Source organism: Sphingomonas swuensis (genome assembly GCF_039538045.1).
In the GTDB taxonomy this organism is placed as follows: domain Bacteria; phylum Pseudomonadota; class Alphaproteobacteria; order Sphingomonadales; family Sphingomonadaceae; genus Sphingomicrobium; species Sphingomicrobium swuense.
The window spans coordinates 315283-333515 of record NZ_BAABBQ010000001.1 but is presented as its reverse complement, the minus strand read 5'-3'; the positions used below and the strand labels follow the sequence as shown (position 1 = coordinate 333515).

Annotated in this window: 16 protein-coding genes; 8 read left to right on the top strand and 8 right to left on the bottom strand. The window is 70.8% G+C overall.

All coding sequences use genetic code 11. From position 1 onward, the window contains the following. Positions 1 to 67 precede the first annotated feature (67 nt). Positions 68 to 754 carry a Crp/Fnr family transcriptional regulator gene (locus ABD727_RS01730; RefSeq protein WP_344705666.1) on the top strand — a complete coding sequence of 229 codons (687 nt, stop codon included), beginning with the start codon at positions 68 to 70 and terminating at the stop codon, positions 752 to 754. Positions 755 to 781: 27 nt separating this feature from the next. On the opposite strand, the gene ABD727_RS01725 is transcribed toward ABD727_RS01730, so the two are convergent. Next, positions 782 to 1213 (bottom strand): hypothetical protein, encoded by a 432-nt coding sequence (locus ABD727_RS01725; RefSeq protein WP_344705665.1) that lies wholly within the window; start codon positions 1211 to 1213, stop codon positions 782 to 784. A gap of 116 nt (positions 1214 to 1329) precedes the next feature. Between ABD727_RS01725 and polA the strand changes: the two genes are divergently transcribed. Together polA and ABD727_RS01715 are read left to right on the top strand one after the other, a co-directional pair. Further along, positions 1330 to 4110 carry a DNA polymerase I gene (polA, locus tag ABD727_RS01720; RefSeq protein ID WP_344705664.1) on the top strand — a complete coding sequence of 927 codons (2781 nt, stop codon included), beginning with the start codon at positions 1330 to 1332 and terminating at the stop codon, positions 4108 to 4110. Continuing rightward, the gene (locus ABD727_RS01715) at positions 4107 to 5639 is read left to right on the top strand and encodes a lipopolysaccharide biosynthesis protein (protein WP_344705662.1); all 1533 of its coding nucleotides are present in this window, start codon (positions 4107 to 4109) and stop codon (positions 5637 to 5639) included. Before polA ends, ABD727_RS01715 begins: the two co-directional genes overlap by 4 nt. Before the next feature lie 30 nt (positions 5640 to 5669). Here the strand turns inward: ABD727_RS01715 and purH are convergent, their stop codons facing one another. From purH to ABD727_RS01695, 4 genes are read right to left on the bottom strand one after another with little or no spacing between them, the layout of a single operon-like run. Beyond that, positions 5670 to 7262, bottom strand: coding sequence for a bifunctional phosphoribosylaminoimidazolecarboxamide formyltransferase/IMP cyclohydrolase (purH, locus tag ABD727_RS01710; RefSeq protein WP_344705661.1), 1593 nt, complete (start codon positions 7260 to 7262; stop codon positions 5670 to 5672). Between the two features lie 7 nt (positions 7263 to 7269). Next, on the bottom strand, positions 7270 to 8907 hold the full coding sequence (locus tag ABD727_RS01705; RefSeq protein WP_344705660.1) for a heparinase II/III family protein: 1638 nt from the start codon (positions 8905 to 8907) through the stop codon (positions 7270 to 7272). Next, positions 8904 to 9566 carry a ribulose-phosphate 3-epimerase gene (rpe, locus tag ABD727_RS01700; RefSeq protein ID WP_344705659.1) on the bottom strand — a complete coding sequence of 221 codons (663 nt, stop codon included), beginning with the start codon at positions 9564 to 9566 and terminating at the stop codon, positions 8904 to 8906. The genes ABD727_RS01705 and rpe overlap by 4 nt, the downstream gene beginning before the upstream one ends. Positions 9567 to 9584: 18 nt before the next feature. Next, positions 9585 to 10814, bottom strand: coding sequence for an RsmB/NOP family class I SAM-dependent RNA methyltransferase (locus ABD727_RS01695; protein ID WP_344705658.1), 1230 nt, complete (start codon positions 10812 to 10814; stop codon positions 9585 to 9587). Positions 10815 to 10831: 17 nt separating this feature from the next. Here ABD727_RS01695 and ABD727_RS01690 point away from each other — a divergent pair, with 17 nt between their 5' ends. Beyond that, on the top strand, positions 10832 to 10999 hold the full coding sequence (locus ABD727_RS01690) for a DUF1674 domain-containing protein (protein ID WP_344705657.1): 168 nt from the start codon (positions 10832 to 10834) through the stop codon (positions 10997 to 10999). An 8-nt stretch (positions 11000 to 11007) separates the two neighbouring features. On the opposite strand, the gene ABD727_RS01685 is transcribed toward ABD727_RS01690, so the two are convergent. Both ABD727_RS01685 and tsaD read right to left on the bottom strand, forming a co-directional pair. Further along, positions 11008 to 11985, bottom strand: a complete 978-nt coding sequence (locus ABD727_RS01685; protein WP_344705656.1) for an NAD(P)H-dependent glycerol-3-phosphate dehydrogenase — start codon at positions 11983 to 11985, stop codon at positions 11008 to 11010. Then, complete coding sequence (gene tsaD / locus ABD727_RS01680; RefSeq protein WP_344705655.1) at positions 11982 to 13013, bottom strand: tRNA (adenosine(37)-N6)-threonylcarbamoyltransferase complex transferase subunit TsaD; 1032 nt, start codon at positions 13011 to 13013, stop codon at positions 11982 to 11984. The genes ABD727_RS01685 and tsaD overlap by 4 nt, the downstream gene beginning before the upstream one ends. A gap of 49 nt (positions 13014 to 13062) precedes the next feature. Between tsaD and hemC the strand changes: the two genes are divergently transcribed. From hemC to bla, 4 genes are all read left to right on the top strand, one after another. Next, positions 13063 to 13986, top strand: a complete 924-nt coding sequence (hemC, locus tag ABD727_RS01675) for a hydroxymethylbilane synthase (protein WP_344705654.1) — start codon at positions 13063 to 13065, stop codon at positions 13984 to 13986. After that, complete coding sequence (locus ABD727_RS01670; RefSeq protein WP_344705653.1) at positions 13983 to 14624, top strand: uroporphyrinogen-III synthase; 642 nt, start codon at positions 13983 to 13985, stop codon at positions 14622 to 14624. The genes hemC and ABD727_RS01670 overlap by 4 nt, the downstream gene beginning before the upstream one ends. Before the next feature lie 4 nt (positions 14625 to 14628). Next, positions 14629 to 15417: a hypothetical protein gene (locus tag ABD727_RS01665; RefSeq protein WP_344705652.1), complete on the top strand. Its 789-nt coding sequence runs from the start codon at positions 14629 to 14631 to the stop codon at positions 15415 to 15417. A gap of 66 nt (positions 15418 to 15483) precedes the next feature. Continuing rightward, a complete protein-coding gene (gene bla, locus ABD727_RS01660) occupies positions 15484 to 16530 on the top strand; it encodes a class A beta-lactamase (RefSeq protein ID WP_344705651.1) in 1047 nt (348 codons plus the stop codon). A 4-nt stretch (positions 16531 to 16534) separates the two neighbouring features. On the opposite strand, the gene ABD727_RS01655 is transcribed toward bla, so the two are convergent. Beyond that, a complete protein-coding gene (locus ABD727_RS01655; protein WP_344705650.1) occupies positions 16535 to 18166 on the bottom strand; it encodes an FAD-dependent oxidoreductase in 1632 nt (543 codons plus the stop codon). Between the last annotated feature and the right edge of the window lie 67 nt (positions 18167 to 18233).

Below are 18233 nucleotides of genomic sequence, written 5' to 3'. Positions count from 1 at the left end.
CATCGACCCGCCGGCTGCCGCTTGCAAGCCTTGAGGCGGCGCTGGCATCGGCTAGTCTGCGGAGGCGATGACCAGCAGCCCGCTTGCCTGTGCCACCTGCCCCGTGCGCGATCGCGCCGCCTGCTCGGCGCTCGGCGGGGAGGAGCGCGCCGACCTGGCGCGGCTCGGACGGCACCGGACGCTTGTCCCGGGTGAGGTGCTGTTCGCGGCCGACGAGGACAACGATCGCTGCGCGACACTGGTTCGCGGGGCGCTCAAGATTAGCGCGACCGAGCGCGACGGGAGCGAGCGGATCCTCAGCCTCGTCCACCCCGCCGGCTTCGTCGGGGAATTGTTCGCGCCCGTCGCCCGCTTCGAAGTGGCCGCACTGACGGCAAGCGAAGTCTGCCTCTTCTCGCGCCGCGAATATGAAGCGGCGGTGGAGCGCTATCCGGCGCTTGCCCGGGCCCTGCTCCGGCGTTCGTCCGAGGATCTGTTCGACTTGCGCTCGCTGGTCGGGATCGTCGGACGCCACTCGGCGCGCGAAAAGATGGCGGCATTCCTTCTGGCAATGGCCCGGGCGGCGAGCAGCTCGCCCTGTCAACCGGCCGCCAGCTTTGACCTCCCGCTGAGCCGGGCGGAAATCGGCGGGATGCTCGGCCTCACCATCGAAACGGTCAGCCGCCAGCTGACCGCGCTGGAGAAAAGCGGCGCGATCCGCCGCGTGGGTCTGCGCGGCATCGAACTGGTCGACGCCGCGCAGCTGGGGAGCTGAAGGGTAGTCCGCCTTCCCCCGAAGGCATCAGACCAGCGCCGCGATGGTCGTCGTGGCCAGTCCCCAGAACAGGATGCAGGCCGGAAGCAGCAGGACCAGCGTGGTCGCCTCGCCCGCCGACGTCTGGCCGGTCGCGGTCTCGATGCCGTGGCGACGGAAGCGGTCGAGATCGAGCGCACGGTCACGATGCGCGGGCTTCATCGTCGCCCACTTGGACGGCACGAAGGCGAAGGCGGCGACGAAGATGACGTTGACCACCATCGGCAGCACCAGTCCTTCCGCCGCGAAGCCGACCCACATGACCGCGAGATAGGCCATGAAGAAGGCGAAGACGCCGAGCAGGAGGGGCGCCGGCAGTCCGAAGTTGCGATCCTCGCAACAGGGCCGGTCGTCGATGGGCGGCGGCGCGACGACCTCGCCGCGGGCGAGCAGCATTTCCTTGGCGAAGCGATCCGACATCGAAACTCTCCTGGCTGTTGCCGGGGAGAATGACGCCGCGCCGGAGGCCACGCATTGATCGCGATCAAATGGCTAGGCGTTTCCTGCGGGAGCGAACCTGCTAAAGCCGTGGGTTCATGCCTGACACCCAGCCCCACCTCTACCTCGTCGACGGATCGAGCTACATCTTCCGTGCCTATCACCGGCTGCCGCCGCTGACCAACCGCCACGGGATGAATACCGGCGCGGTCTATGGCTATACCGCGATGCTGTGGAAGCTCGCCGACGGGCTGAGCAAGGCCGACGGCCCGACCCACATGGCGGTCATCCTCGACAAGGGCTCGTCCTCGTTCCGCAACGAGATGTACGACCAGTATAAGGCGCATCGTCCGCCCGCGCCCGAGGACCTCGTGCCCCAGCTGCCGCTGATCCGGGTCGCGACGCGCGCCTTCTCAATCCCCTGCATCGAGCAGGCCGGGCTGGAAGCCGACGACATCATCGCCTGCTACGTCACCGCCGCCACCAACGCGGGCTGGAAGGTGACGATCGTCAGCTCCGACAAGGACCTGATGCAGCTGATCGACGACGGCAAGGTCGACATGCTCGACACGATGAACGACCGTCGCTTCGATCGTGCTGCGGTGATCGAGAAGTTCGGGGTCGGGCCCGAGCTGCTCGGCGACGTGCTGGCTCTGATGGGCGACAGCGTCGACAATGTCCCCGGCGTGCCGGGGATCGGGCCCAAGACCGCGACCCAGCTGATCCAGGAGCATGGCAGCCTCGAGGCGGTGCTGGCCGCGGCCGACGGGATCAAGAAGCCCAAGCTTCGCCAGAACCTTCTCGAACATGCCGACAATGCGCGGCTCAGCCGCGAGCTCGTCCGGCTGGTGTGCGAGATGACCTTGCCCGAGCCATTGGACGCGCTCGAGCTCAAGAACATTCCCGAGGCGCCGCTTCGCGAGTTCCTCGAGGACCAGGGCTGGAAGACGTTGCTCAACCGGATGGTCGGCCAGGGCGCGCGGCCGAGCGAGGGAACGCGGCCGGCGGCGCCGGTGAGGCCGGCCGGACCCGGCGAGGCGGAGGCGATCAGCGTCGACCGTGCGGGCTATGCGACCATCACCGATGCCGCGACGCTCGGGGAATGGATCGCCGAGGCGAAGGCGCAGGGGCGGATCGCGATCGATCTCCAGGGCGACGGCGGGCATGGCCTGGCCGAGGGGCTGGCCGGGATCAGCCTCGCGCTGGCGCCGGGCAAGGCGGCCTATGTTCCGCTCGGCCACGGCGAGAAGGACCTGTTGAGCGAAGGGCCGGACCAGCTCGGCCTCGGCGAGGGGCTCGGATTGCTCGAGCCGCTGCTCGAGGACGAGAGCGTGCTCAAGCTCGGGCACAACCTCAAGGACCAGCTCAAGCTGCTGGCGGACCGTGGGATCCACGTGCGGCCCGCCGAGGACGTGATGCTGGCGAGCTTCGCGCTCGACGGGGGGCGCTTCGGGCACGGGCTCGACGAGCTGGTGAAGAAGCATTTCGAGCATGACTGCCTGCCGCTCAAGGCGGTGTGCGGGACCGGGCAGAAGGCGATCCGCTTCGGCCAGGCGCCGGTCGCCGCGGCGACCGAATATGCGGCCGAGAATGCCGACATGGTGTGGCGGCTGTGGCACCGGCTCGAACATCGCCTCGCGGCCGAGCACGCGACCCGGGTCTACCGGCTGGTCGACCTGCCGCTGATCCGCACCGTGGGGGCGATGGAGCGCGAGGGCGTCAAGGTCGACCGCACCTATCTCGCCGACCTCTCGCAGACCTTCGCGACCGAGACCGCGGCACTGGAGGAGCGGATCTTCGCCGCCGCCGGCGGATCCTTCACCATCGGCTCGCCGCAGCAGCTGGGACAGGTGCTGTTCGATCGCCTCGGCCTCAAGGGCGGGCGCAAGGGCAAGAACGGCAACTATTCGACCGACCAGAGCGAGCTCGAACGGCTCGAGGCCGACGGGGTCGAGGTCGCCCGGCTGGTGCTCGACTGGCGGCAGCTGACCAAGCTTCGGATCACCTACACCGACGCGCTCCAGGCGCAGATCGACCCCAAGAGCGGGCGGGTGCATACCCGCTACGCGCTTGCGGCGGCGCAGACCGGGCGGCTTTCGTCGACCGATCCCAACCTGCAGAACATCCCGATCAGGACCGAGATCGGGGCCAAGATCCGCAATGCCTTCATCGCCGAGGACGGGCACAGCCTGCTGTCGGCCGACTATGGCCAGATCGAGCTCCGCCTGGCGGCGCACATGGCCGACGTGCCGCAACTGAAGGAAGCCTTCGCGCGCGGCGAGGACATCCACACCATCACCGCGCAGGAGCTGTTCGGCGACGCCGGCAAGGACAGCCGGAACAAGGCCAAGACGATCAACTTCGCCATCCTCTACGGCATCTCGAGCTGGGGCCTCGCGGGCCGGCTCGGAATCTCGACCGAGGAAGGCAAGGCGATGATCGATCGCTATTTCGAGCGCTTTCCGGGCATCAAGAACTACATCTCGACCACGCTCCAGAAGGTCCGCGAGTGCGGCTATTCGGAGACCCTGTTCGGGCGGAAGACGCATTTTCCGAACATCAAGTCGGGCATCATGAACCTGCGCCAGGGGGCCGAGCGGGCGGCGATCAACGCGCCCATCCAGGGGACCAGCGCCGACATCATCAAGCGGGCGATGGTGCGGATGCCGGGCGCGCTGGCCGAGGCCGGACTGACCGGCACGCGGATGCTTCTCCAGGTCCATGACGAACTGGTGTTCGAGGTCCCGCACGGCGACGAGGAGAAAGCCGCCGCGGTGATCCGTGACGTCATGGCGCATGCCGCCGAGCCGGTGGTGGCGCTCGACGTGCCGCTGAGCGTCGAGGTCGGCTGGGGCGACAATTGGGGCGTCGCGCATTGAGCGCTGAAACGTCGGAAGCCGGGAGCCAGGACCTCGCCGCGCTCGCGCGGGGCGGTCGGATCAATTTCCTCGGCTTCCTGCTCCGGCTCGCGGCGCGGGTGCCGTTCCTGTTCATCGCGGGGCGGATGTACGGCGCCGAGGCGCTTGGCCGCTTCGCCTATGCGGTGCTGGTGGTCGAGTTCGTCGCGCAACTGGCGACGCTCGGGCTCAAGCGCGGGCTCGCGCAGCAGCTATCGGCGACCGACAAGCCGCATGTCTGCGTGACTTGGGACGCGCTCCTCGTCGCCCTGATGGCGAGCGTGCTCGGAATGGCGCTGCTGTTCGCCTTCCCTCGCGCGATGTTCCCCAATTCGGAGATCCACGGACTCGAATGGCTGCTCCCGGTGGCGGTGCTGGCGCTGGCGTGGAGCGACGTCATGCTGGCGGCGCTCGCCTATCGCCACGACGTCGGCGCGACCGTCCGGGCACGGGCGATCGTCGAGCCCTGGACGATCAGCATCGCCGCGCTGGTGTTCGCCTTCGTGTCCAAGCGCGACGGATTGATCTTCGCCTATGCGCTGTCGATGATCGGGGCGCTGGTCGCCTCGGCTCTCCCCTTCTTCCGCACCTACGGCCGGGCCGCGGGATGGCGACCGAGCCCCGCCGAAAGCTGGCGGCTGGCACGCCGCTCGATCCCGATCGCCGCGGCCGACACGGTCGAATGGGCGAGCCGCCGGATCGACCTCGCCATCCTCGGCCTGTTCGCGAGCCCGGCGACGGTCGGTATCTATTATGTCGCGCAGAACGTCGCCTCGCTGCCGAGCAAGCTCAAGACCAGCTTCGACCCGATCCTCGGGCCGGTGATCAGCCGCAGCCTCAACGAGGGCGACCGCGCCGGTGTCGCCCGCCAGATCCGCCAGGTCGGCTTCTGGGTGATCGCCGCGCAGGCGGCGGTCGCGCTCGCGCTCGGAATCCCCGGCGAGGGCGTGATGGGGCTCGTCGGGCCGGCCTTCGTCGCCGGAACGGCCGCGCTGATCTTCCTCTTGGGTGCCGAGGTGATCGCCGCCACCGCCACCACCAGCGAAGCCGCGCTCATCTACATCGCGCGCCACCGCAACATGGTGCTGAGCCTCGCCATGCTCGCGCTCCAGGCGGTGCTGACGGTCGCGCTGATCCTGCTCTTCCGCCACCTCGGCTGGCCGATCGAGTGGCAGGCGACCGCGCCGGCGGTGGCACTGTGCCTCGCCCTCGCCTTCGCCGCGCTGACCAAGGCGCGGCTTGCCGGCAAGCTGCTCGGCGCGCCGGTCAGCGGATGGCGCTGGCCATTGCTGTGGGCCGCCGCCGCCGCGATCGTGGTCGGTCAGCTCGCCATGCTGATGCCCGAGTGGATCGAGCTCAGCATCGGCATTCCGGCGATCCTCGCCGCCTTCGGCTGGGTCATCTGGCGTCGCGGCTTCGGGCCCGAGGACCGGCTGTTGTTCAAGATGCGCAAGAAGGACATCGAGGTCGACCTGCCCGCGCCGGGGACGACCAGCGACGCCGCCCGCTAGGCGCTCCGAGCCGCGCCGAAACGCGAGCCGTCAGTGCCGGAAGTGGCGCATGCCGGTGAAGATCATCGCCAGGTTCGCCTCGTCGGCCGCGGCGATGACCTCGTCGTCGCGGATCGAGCCGCCCGGCTGAATGACCGCGGTGGCGCCGGCCTCGACCGCGGCGAGGAGGCCGTCGGCGAAGGGGAAGAAGGCGTCGCTGGCGACCGCCGACCCGGCCGTCCGGGGGCCGTCCCAACCGAAGGTTTCGGCCGCCTCGCGCGCCTTGGCGGCAGCGATCCGCGCCGAATCGCGCCGGTTCATCTGGCCCGCGCCGATGCCCGCCGTCGCCCCGTCCTTGGCATAGACGATCGCGTTCGACTTGACGTGCTTGGCGATTGTCCAGGCGAAGCGGCAGTCGGCGACTTCGCGCTCGGTCGGCTGGCGCCTTGTGACCACTTTGAGGTCGGCCGGACGGATGATCCCGTTGTCGCGGCTCTGGACGAGCAACCCGCCGGCGATGCTCTTGACCTGCAGCCCCGGCCGGCTGGCATCGGGCATCCCGCCAGTCAGCAAAAGGCGGAGGTTCTTCTTGGCGGCGAAGACCGCCAGCGCCTCGCTGTCGGCGTCGGGCGCGATCACCACCTCGGTGAAGATGTCGGTGATCGCCCGTGCGGTCTCGCCGTCGAGCGGCTGGTTGACCGCGACGATCCCGCCGAAGGCGGACACCGAGTCGCAGCGGAAGGCCGCGGTATAGGCGTCGAGCAGGCTCGCCCCCTCGGCGACCCCGCAGGGATTGGCATGCTTGACGATGACGCAGGTCGGCTTCTGGTCGCGGAACTCGGCGACCAGCTCGAGCGCGGCGTCGGCGTCGTTGAGGTTGTTGTAGCTGAGTTCCTTGCCCTGCACCTGCCGCGCGCCCGCGACCCCGGCGACCGAGGCGACCTGCGGACGGTAGAGCGCCGCCTGCTGGTGCGGATTCTCGCCGTAGCGAAGCTCGGCCGCCTTGGTCATCGCCAGCGGCAGCGTGTCGGGGAGCGACTGGCCCTGGTCGGAGAAGGCGAACCAGCTGGCGATCGCGCTGTCGTAGGCGGCGGTCCGTGCGAAGGCCTTGGCGGCGAGGCGACGGCGAAGTCCAAGTGACGTCATTCCGTCATGCTCGCCAAGTTCGGCAAGCAGCGCCGGATAGTCGGCGGGATCGGTCACGATCGCGACGAAGGCATGGTTCTTGGCCGCCGAGCGCACCATGGAAGGGCCGCCGATGTCGATGTTCTCGATGATGTCGGCACGCTCGGCACCGGCTGCGACGGTCTTCTCGAACGGGTAGAGATTCACCACCACCAGGTCGATGAAGCCGATGCCATGCTCGGCCGCGGCCGCGGCGTGGGCGGCGTCGTCGCGCACCGCCAACAGTCCGCCATGGACCGTGGGGTGGAGCGTCTTGACCCGTCCGTCCATCATCTCGGGAAAGCCGGTCAGCTCGGACACGTCGCGCACGGCATGGCCGAGCTCGCGAAGTCGTGTCGCGGTGCCACCGGTCGAGACCATCTCGACCCCGCGGGCGGCGAGGCCCGCGGCGAGCGTGTCGAGCCCGCTCTTGTCCGAGAGGGAGATGAGAGCGCGGCGGACGGGGACGAGGTCGGTCATGGGGATCCTAGCTGGAGCGGCGGAACTGCCAGCCGATCTCGCCGCCGAGGCTCGAGACCTCGCCGACCAGCACCAGCTGGAGGGTGGAACGGAGCTGGCCGGCGCCGTCGACGACGACGCTTTCCTCGATCCCGAGCTGGGCACCGCGACAGCGGAAGGTCCAGGGCGGCGCGCCGGGCGAGCGGATAAGGGCACCGAGCCCGTCGGCGGTCGGGCTTGCCTCGACCCCCGCCCCGAGGTGGAAGCGGATGGCGAAGGGCACGTCCTCGCGCAATTTCTTGCGGCCGCGAGCGATCAGCCGGTCGAGCCCGCGCACTTCCTTGCCGTCATTGCCGAGGCTGAGCGCGCGGCTGTGGGCCAGCCCGAAGCCGCGAACATAGCCGTCGTGCGTCGCCTCGAGCCGGCTCGCGTCATTGTCCTCGCTGCGTTCGACCGCGACGTCGGTCACGCCCTTGCCGAGCGAGCCGTCGGGAAGGATCGCCGTGCTGTTGGTGTCGGCGAGTGTCAGGGTCGAGTGGGCGGCGGTGGTGCGAAGCGCCTCGGCGAGACCCTCGGGGAGGCTCCCGGCGAGGCGACCCGCGCCGCCGCAATTGACCACCAGCTTCTGCTGTCCGTCGCTGAGCTCGATCGCGAGGGTCGAGGCCGAACCGACCCGCGCGAGCTTGGCGCCCGGGGGAGGCGCGGCATCGATCACCAGCGCGGTGCCGAGCGCGCTCAGCCGGTGATAGCCCCACCCGCGCGGCACCCGGAGCGGGCGGGCGCGGAAGCCGCAGCCCTCGACGATCGCGGCAAGCTCGGCGCGGCTGCCTTCGTTGCCGCCCTGCCAGCTCGACAGGGTGCCATCGCCCATGGTGACGCCATGAAGCGCCGCCAGTGCGGCGGCCCCGGCATCCTCGAAGCCTTGCGGAAAGTCGTGGCGCGCGGCGGCATAGGCCGAGCGGAGCAGGCCGAGCCGGTCGACCAGCATGGCCTGCTCGGCCGGCGAGCGGCTCATCAGCCCGCCGTCGTCATGCTGCGCCGAGGCGAGGGCGCGGGCGAGCCCGCCCTCGGCCCGGGCGAGCCGGGCGGTGCCCGACGAGAGCAGGAGGCACGATGCCGTCAGCCCGGCCCAGGCGGTGATCCGCGGCAGGCCGGGCGAGGCCTCGTCGCCAACCGAGGCGAGATGCCGCGCCGCCCGCGCCATCGTGTTGAGCAGGGCCTTGCGATAGGCCGCATCGCGCCGCGACAGGAGGTAGGGCGCATAGGCCAGCCAGAAGAGCAGCCGCTCGCCCCACAGCGCCGGCGCCCAGGCCGGGTCGATCTTCTCGCCATGGGTCGCAAGCCAGCGCGCGGCGAGGCCTTCGGCAAGCGCCGCGCCCTTCTCGCGGGTGGTGGCGGCCGCGAGGTCCCGCAGCCAGGAAAAGCCGTGCAGTTCGACCGCGAGCGGGCTCGACGTGCCGAGCGCCGACCAGTCGAGCTCGGCAAGGTCCATTGCCTCGGCCCCGGCGACGAACCGGCCGCCAAGCAGTTGCTCGCCCGCCGCCTTGTTGCCGGTGACATGGTCGCGCGCCACCGCTACCAGCCGGAGCGGCGGCTTGCCCCTGGTGGCGAGGCGCTGGAGCAGAGGAACCCGCGCCAGCCGTTGCAGCGCGTGTCCCTCGCTCATCCCTCGCCCTTCAGCGCGGCGATGTTGGCGGCATAGGCCGACGGCCCTCCGCGGAAGGCGGCGGTGCCGGCGACCAGCGCGGTCGCGCCCGCGTCCACGCACTGGCGCGCGGTTTCGGGATCGACCCCGCCGTCGACCTCGATGGTGACGTCGAGCCCTTCCTTTGCGACGCGCTTGGCGATCGCCTCGATCTTCTTCAGCTGCGAGACGATGAACTTCTGGCCGCCGAAACCCGGATTGACGCTCATCACCAGGACGAGGTCGAGCTCCTCGAGCACATAGTCGAGCATCTTGGCGGGAGTCGCCGGGTTGAGCGACACGCCGGCCTTCTTGCCCAGCCCCTTCACCCGCTGGATGGTGCGATGAAGGTGCGGCCCGGCCTCGGGGTGGACGGTGATGATGTCCGCGCCCGCCTCGGCGAAGGCGTCGAGCATCGGGTCGACCGGGCTGATCATCAGGTGGACGTCGAACGGCTTGGCACTGTGCGGCCGAAGCGCCTTCACGACCATCGGGCCGATGGTGAGGTTGGGCACGAAATGCCCGTCCATCACATCAATGTGGATCCAGTCGGCCCCCGCGGCATCGATCGCGCGGACCTCGTCACCGAGGCTTGCGAAGTCGGCGGAGAGGATCGACGGGGCGATGATCGGCGCGGCCATGGGACCGATTAGACGGGGTCAGGCCGTTCGGACAAGGCGCGCCGTGAAGAAGCCGTCCATTCCGCCATTTTCTTCCTGTTCGCCGGGCACCACGCGGCGGCGTTCGGCTTCCTCGAAGTCGGGGTGGTCGGCGAGGAAGGCGGCGATGCGCTCCTCGCCCTCGGGCGGCTCGAGGCTGCAGACCGCATAGACGAGGCTTCCGCCGGGCCGGAGCCAGGTGGCGGACTTGGCGAGCAGCCGGGCCTGGAGCTCGGCGCTTTCGGCGATGATCCGCGGCGAGGCGCGATAGAGCACCTCGGGATGGCGGCGAAAGGTGCCGGTGGCCGAACAGGGCGCGTCGAGCAGGACCGCATCGAACAGTTCGGTCGGCGTCCAGTCGAGCACGTCGGCGACGACTACCTCCGAGCGCAACCCGGTCCTGGCGAGATTGGCCAAGAGTCGCGCGAGACGACTCTCCGAGCGGTCGAGCGCGGTCACCTGGTGCCCCGCGGCGGCGAGCTGGAGGGTCTTGCCGCCGGGCGCGGCGCAGGCGTCGAGCACGCGAATCGCGTCTCCGGGGACCATTCGCGCCGGCAGGGTCGAGGCAAGGTCCTGCACCCACCAGTCGCCCTCGGCGAAACCCGGCAGGCTGGTCACGGAGCGCTGGTCGGACAGGCGCACCTGCCGCTCGGCCAGCCGCTCCCCGCCTTCGGCAGCGGCAAAGGCCAAGGCGGCCTCGTCGGTCTTGAAGCTGAGATCGAGCGGCGGCCGGCGCACGATCGCGCGTTCGGCGGAGGCGGCGGCCTCGTCGCCCCAGCCCCGCGTCCAGCGCTCGTGCACGGCTTCAGGAAGCGCGCCGACATCGGCCTCGGGGAGATCTCCCCTGAGGAGGGTGCCGAGAACGCCGTGGACGAGCCGACGCGGGCCGCCCTCGACCAGCGGCAGCGCGGTCGCGACCAGCGCATGGTCGGGCACATTGAGCGCGATCCGCTGGGCAAGCGCCAGCCGTAAGACCATCCGCGCTTTGCTGTCGTCAGGCAGCAGCTGGCGGGTGGCGCTGTCGATCAGCCGGTCGAGCAGGGGCAGCCGGCGAAGGGTCTCGCCGACGATCGCGAGGGTCAGCGCCTGGTCGCCGGGCGTGAGCCTCGGCCCACCCTGCGCGGCATTGTCCATCGTCTGTCCGCCGCGAAGAACGCGGTCGAGGATCCGCAGCGCGGCCCGGCGCGGATCGACACCGGATTCAGCCCCTCTTGGCGTCGGCTGCCTCATCGCCCATCTTCTCCGCCATGCCGCGTCCCGCCGATCACCAGCCGCCCGCCTACCTCAGCAAGTCGCCGCCGGTGCCCGAGCCGCAGGAGGCCGAGCCCGCACCGCCGCCGTCGGGCGACAAGCCGCGGCCCGAGCCCACCCGCTACGGCGACTGGGAAAAGAAGGGCATCGCCTGGGATTTCTGAGGCGCGGATCATGCGCGTTCGGGCCGAAGCGGACGGCTGAGCAGCCTTCCGAGAACCGAGTCGACGTCGGCCTGTCCGGCGAGCAGGTCGTCGACCGCCGCCACGATCGGCATCTCGATCCCTTCCGCCTCGGCCAGCCGGCGAAGCACCGGCGCGGTGAAGGCGCCCTCGGCAACGGTCCGGCGATCGGCCATCAGCTCGGATGCGGGTCGCCCCTGGCCGAGCCCCTTGCCGAGCGAGAAGTTGCGGCTGCTGGTCGAGGAGCAGGTGAGGACGAGGTCGCCGAGGCCCGACAGCCCGGCGAGCGTCTCCGCCCGGGCGCCGCGGGCGAGACCGAAGCGGGTCATCTCGGCAAAGCCGCGGGCAATCAGCGCGGCCCGCGCATTCTGGCCGAGGCCCCGCCCCTCGACCACGCCGCAGGCGATGGCGAGGACATTCTTGACCGCGCCGCCGACCTCGGCACCGGCGACGTCGTCGGTGAGGTAGATCCGGAAGGCCGGGCGGGCGAGGCGGCTGCGCACCGCTTCGGCCTCGGCCTCGATCTCGGCGGCAAGGGTGAGTGCGGTCGGAAGCCCGGCGGCGACCTCGTGCGCGAAGGTCGGCCCCGAAAGAACCATCACCGCGGCCTCGGGGCAGGTCTCGCGGGCAATGGTGTGAAGCAGCTGTCCCGAGGCTTCCTCGATGCCCTTGGAGCAGAGCAGCAGCGCGCCGCGGAAGGTGGGCAGGGAGGCGAGCACCGAGCGCATGTGCTGGGCCGGGGTGACCACCAGCAGGACGTCGCAGTCCTCGAGGTCGGTCAGCGCTCCGGTCGGACGGATCGCCTCCGACAAGGGCACGCCGGCGAGGAACAGCCGGTTCTCGCGCGCCTCGGCGATGCTTGCGACGACGTCGGGCTCGCGTGCCCAAAGCAGCGTCTCCCCACCCTGGGCCGCGACCTGCGCCAGCGCGGTACCCCACGCGCCGCCCCCGATGACGCCAACCTTCATGCCTTCACTCCTGCCCCGCGGACGGCTTCGGCCAAAGGGTCGAGCGGCCAGCGCGCGCGCGCCGGCGCGTCGAGCCCGTCGACCAGTCCGGATGAAAAGCGCTCCGCCCCTGCCCAGGCGATCATCGCCGCATTGTCGGTGCAGAGCCAGCCCGGCGGAACCGAGAAGGCGCGCCCTTCGCCTTCGGCCAGCGAGGCGAGTGCCGAGCGGATCGCGCCATTGGCGGCGACCCCGCCGGCGACCACCAGCGCCGGCGCGTCGCTCATCCGGAGCGCAAGCCGGGTGCGATCGACCATGCAGTCGACCACGGCCTGCTGGAAGCTAGCCGCGACATCCTCGGGCCGGTGGATCCCCGCCGCCACCGCGCGCTGGACCGCGCTCTTGAGGCCGGCGAAGGAGAAATGCGGCTCGGCCGACCCGATCAGCGGGCGCGGCAGCGGCACCGCCTTGGGATCGCCCCCCGCCGCGAGCTCTTCCATCGCGGGTCCGCCCGGATAAGGCAGGCCGAGCAGCTTGGCGGCCTTGTCGAAGGCCTCGCCGGCGGCATCATCGATGGTGGTGCCGAGCCGGCGATAGTCGCCGACCCCGCGCACCTCGAGCAGCTGGCAATGGCCGCCGCTGGCGAGCAGCAGCAGATAGGGGAAGCCGAGAGCCGGATCGACCAGCCGCGGCGACAGCGCATGGCCCTCGAGGTGGTTGATCGCCAGCAGCGGCTTGCCGCTGGCGAGCGCCAGGCCCTTGCCGGTCAGAAGCCCGACCATGACCCCGCCGATTAGGCCCGGACCGGCGGTGGCGGCGATCGCGTCGACCTCTCCGACCGTGATCCCTGCCTCTTCCAGCACCTCGGCGACCAAGCCCGGGAGGACGTCGACATGCGCCCGCGCGGCGATCTCGGGAACGACTCCCCCGAACGGCGCATGCGCGCTGTTCTGCCCGACCACGCGCTGGGCGACGATCCGCCGGTCGGAAGTGACCAGCGCGACCGCGCTGTCGTCGCAGGAGGATTCAAGGCCGAGGATCAATGCCATTCGCGCCGCCTTTGCCTGATCGGCGGTGCATGCACTAGGGGTCACGCCGATGACCCCGCGACTGATCCTCGGAACCCGTGCCTCCCCGCTTGCCCTCGCGCAGGCCCGCCAGACCGCCGCAGCGCTCGAACGGGCGCATGGCTGGGTACCGGGCAGCGTCGCCCTCCACGAGGTGCGGACGACCGGCGACCGGATCCAGGACCGGCCGCTGGCGGAGGTCGGCGGCAAGGCGCTGTGGACCAAGGAGCTCGACCAGTTCCTGCTCCAGGGCGCCACCCATGCCTCGGTGCACTCGATGAAGGATGTCGAGAGCGAGCGCCCCGAAGCCCTGGCGATCGCCGCCTGCCTGCCCCGCGCCGACGTCCGCGACAGGCTGATCGGAGCGTCGTCGCTCGACTCCATCTCGGCCGGTGCGACGGTCGGCACTTCCTCTCCCCGGCGGACGGCGCAATTGCTCCGCCTGCGCCCCGACCTCCAGGCGACGAGCATCCGCGGCAATGTCGCGACCAGGCTCAACCGGGTCGCGAACGGCGAGGTCGCGGCGACCTTCCTCGCGGCTGCCGGGCTGGACCGGCTCGGCATCGACGAGGGCTGCCCACTTGAGCCGGCCGAGTTCCTGCCCGCGCCCGGACAGGCCTGCATCGCGATCGAGTGCCGCTCGGACGATTCGGCGACACGGGCGCTGCTCGACGCCATCGACCATCGCCCGACACACCGCGCGGTGTCGGCCGAGCGCGCCTTCGCCCGTGCGGTCGGCGGCTCCTGCCACTCGCCGGTCGCCGCGCTGGCGCTGATCGAGGGCGACGAGCGCCTGTGGCTCCGCGCCGAGCTGCTCTCGACCGACGGTGCGGACCGGGTGGCGGGCGAGGTGCGCGCCTCGGCGGGTGAGGAGGAGGCCGCGGCGCAGGCGCTCGCGGCGGAGCTGCTCGGCCGCGCCCCGACGTCCATCCGGATGCTGTTCGCGGGCGCATGAGGGCGCTCCTGATCCTTCGGCCCGAACCCGGCGCTTTGGCGACCTCGCTTCGCGCCGAGGCGCTGGGCATGGTCGCGGACAGGCATCCGCTGTTCCGGACCGAACCGGTGGCCTGGACGCTCCCCCCGGGCCGGTTCGACGGGCTGCTTCTGACCAGCGCCAATGCGGTGCGCCATGCCGGTGCGCTCCCGGCGCTCCCCATCCATGCGGTCGGCCAGGCCACCGCCGAAGCTGCGGTCGCCGCGAGCGGCACCGTCGCGACCATCGGCGACGGTGGGGTGAAGGAGCTTCTCGCCGCGCTGACCGCGGACCTTCGGCTTCTCCACCTCGCCGGCGAGGAGCGGATCGTGCCCGCATCGCCGGCGCAGGAGATCGTGGCCGTGCCGGTCTACAGGACCGTCGCCCTCGACGATCCTCCCGCGAGCCTCGTCGATGGCCGCGTCCTGCTGGTCCATTCGCCTGCCGCCGGGCGACGGGTCGCGGCGCTCGCCTGCGATCCCGCGACCGTCCGGATCGCGGCGATCAGCGAGGCGGCGGCAGCGGCCTGCGGAGCGCGAGGCTGGAACAGGGCAGAGGCAGCCGAGCGGCCCGACGACGGCGCCTTGCTTTCCCTCGCCGCCTCGCTGTGCAAGGATTGAGGCGATGAGCGGCAATCCATCCCGGGGCATGAGCTTCAGCAGCGTGCTGCTGCTCGCACTGCTTCTGCTGCTCGCTGGCGGCGGCGTCGCGATCTGGATCCTCACCCGCTACGATGCGGCGGCCCGGTTCGTCGGCCTCGCCCAGCCCGTCGCGGTTGCCGCACAGGCGCCCGTGCCGCTGGTCGCACGGCCGGTTCCCGCCGCCCCCGCGATCGTTGCCCAGCCGGCGACCGCCGCCCTTGTCGAGAGCCTCGAGGCGCGGATCGCCCGGGTGGAGAATGCGACGGCCCGCGCCGAAGGAAGCGCCGGCCGCGCCGATGCGCTGCTGGTCGCCTTTGCCGCGCGCCGCGCGATCGATCGCGGGGTGGCGCTCGGCTATCTCGAGCCGCTGCTGAGCGAGCGCTTCGCCGCCACCCATCCGCAGGCGGTGGCGACCATCGTCACCTCGTCGCGTCGGCCAGTCCGGCTCGACCAGCTCACCGCCGACTTCACCGCGCTCGCGCCCCGGCTCAAGGCGCCGAGCCCGAGCGCCAGCCTGTGGCAGAACATCCGCGGCGAGATGGGATCGCTGGTCAGCATCCGCCGCGCCGACCAGCCGAGCCAGCGGCCCTCGCCGACCTACGACCGGGCGCTGGCGCGGCTCAACGCGGGGCAGGTCGACCAGGCGCTGGCCGAGGCGATGCGGCTTCCGGGGATCGGCGGATCGCCCAAGTGGGTCGCCGACGCGCGCACCTACATCGCCTCGCACCGGGCGCTCGACGAGATCGAGAGCGGGGCCCTGCTCTCCCGCTAGAGGGTTGCAAGGCGCGCGGCGCTTTGCGATTCTGCCGCCCTGCGAGGGAGCGTGGAGGTAGGCGTCATGACGTCACGGGGTTTGGCCATTGTCGCGGCGCTGGCCCTCGCCGTCGGGCTTCCATCGACCGCCGACGCCCAGCTTCCGACGACGACCCAAGGCGCGCCGCAATCGCTGGCGCGGCGGGTGGACCAGCTCGGCGCCGCCTTCCCGGGACGGGTCGGGATCGCGGTCCAGTCGGTTGAGCGCGGCTGGCGCACCGGCTGGAAGGAGGACGAGCTCTACCCGCAGCAAAGCGTCAGCAAGTTCTTCGTCGCGCTGACCGCGATGGACGCGATCGATCGCGGCCGGCTCAGCCTCGACGGGCCGGTCACCCTCAGCCGGAGCGACCTCACCCTGTTCAACCAGCCGATCGCCCAGCAGGTGCTCCGCCAGGGCACCTACACCACCACGGTCGAGGTGCTGCTGGTCGATGCCATCACCAAGTCCGACAATACCGCCAACGACAAGTTGATGCGGGTCGCGGGCGGTCCGGCGGCAGTGCGCCGCTTCATCGCCGACCGCCGGCTTGGCGCGATCCGCTTCTACGAGGGGGAGCGCGCGCTCCAGTCAAGGATCGCCGGGCTCAGCTGGAGCCAGAGCTATTCGATCGGCGATGCCTTCTACCGGGCCCGCGACGCGCTTCCGCTGACGCTGCGCCGGAGCCTGTTCGAACGCTACATCGACGATCCCTACGACGGCGCATCGCCGGCCGCGATCGCCGGAACGCTTGCCCGGCTAAAACGCGGCGAGCTGCTGTCGCCGGCCTCGACCGCCCGCCTGCTGACGATCATGAGCAATACCCGCACGGGCAAGAACCGGCTTCGCGGAGGCCTCAGCCCCGGCTGGACGCTCGCCCACAAGACCGGGACGGGCCAGATCCTCAATGGCATCCAGGCGGGCTACAATGACATCGGCGTCCTGACCGCGCCCGATGGCCGCAGCTACACGGTGGCGGTGCTGATCAAGCGCACGTCGGCGCCGCTTCCCGTCCGCATGGCGCTGATGAACGAAGTGGTGCGCAGCGTCATCGCGGCGCACCAGGCCGAGCCGCTCGAGCTTACCTTCCGCTAGCCGCTCACAGCCGGCCGAGCAGCCGGTCGGCCTGGCGCAGCGCGAGCGCGATGATGGTGAGGGTCGGATTGGCCCAGCCGCCGGTCGGGAACAGCGACGAACCCGCGACCCACAGATTGGGAAGGCCATGGACCCGCCCGAAGCCGTCGGTCACTCCTTGGCGCGGATCGTCGGCCATCCGGGTCGTCCCCATGTGATGGTAGCCGCCCAAGGGATGGACGCTGACCAGCGGGTCGCTCACCCAGTCGCGTGCGGGATCGTCGAGCCAGGGCTCGGGCATCACCTTGCCGAGGTCGAGCGCTTCGATCCGCCGCCCGAAGGCATGGACCAGCTCCGCCGCGCTGACCCGGTCCAGCGGGGTCATCCGCCAGTCGAGCACCGCGCGAGGCATTCCGGTGGCATCGAGTTCGTCGCGGTTCAGCGTCACCCGGCTGTCCGGGTTGGGCGCCTGCTCGGCGCGCAGGACGAGCGCCAGTTCGTTGCCACGGCGATGGCGGAGCCACCACATCAGCGGCCCGACATTGTGCCGGATCACCCGCCCCGCGCTCTTGTACAACCGCCATGCGCTGCGCCCGCGCTTGGTCGGGTCGAGGCGGTGCTTGGCGGCGAGATAGGCGCTGGTCAGCAGTGGTTGGCGGCTTCCCGCCGCGGGCCGGACCGCGAGCGCGAGCGCGCTGTTCAGCACCCGGCGCTCGCGCTGCAGCGCATCGGACGGGCGGACCAGCGAGGCGCTCTCATAGTGGCCGATGCTCTGCTTCTGGAAGGCCTCGATCAGCGACCACAGCCTCTTGCCGCTCGCGACCATGTGGCCACCGCGGCCATGCGGATGCTCCATGAAGAAGCGCCCGACGAGGTCGTGGTCGTTGCCGAGTCCGGCAGGCTTGACCGAATTGGAGGCGAGCAGGAGCCGCGGGTTCTCGAGCCCGCCGGCCGCGACCACATAGTCGTGCGCGACGACTTCCACCCGCTCGCCCGATGGAGAGACGACGTCCAGACCTACGATCCTGCCGCCGTCATCGGCGCAACGGATCTCCCGGACGGTGGCATGGGTGACGAGGGTCAGTCGCGGATGCTCGAACAGCGCCCGCTGCGCCTCGTGGCCGAAGCGGTCGAACTGCGGGTCGATCAGCCATTCGCGCCGCTCGACCTCGGGGCCGTCGACCTGGTCGAGCAGCGAGGGAAGCGGGTCGGGCGCGTCGGCCGGAAGGTCGAGCAGGGTCCGGGCATCGCGGTAATAGCCGGCGAGCGCCTCCAGGCCGAACGGCCAGCCGCTGTGCGGAACCCACTCGCGTCGCTCGAAGTCGATCGCGTCGAATTCGGCCACCCGCCCGCCCCAGATGGCGGTGGTCCCGCCAACGAAGCGCAGCCGGCTGTCCTCGAGCGGATAATAGTCCTCGCCGACGCTGAAGCCTCGGTTGAGGTCGGCGGTGGCCGCTTCATAGTCGAGCCCGCCGCTTTCGAGCAGCAGGACCGAGCGGCCACCCTCGATGAGCCGGCGGGCGAGGGTCAGCCCGGCGACGCCCGAGCCGACGATGGCGACATCCGCCTCGAGCCGCCCGGGCCGGTCCTCGCCGAGGTCGATGTGCATTCGCCGACTGTCACCCAATGCCATGAAGTCCCGCTGTGGTAAGGCCACGGCAGGCGATATCGTTCCCGCCGCGTAACACGCAAGCGCATCGATGATGATCGCGATGGAGGATCGC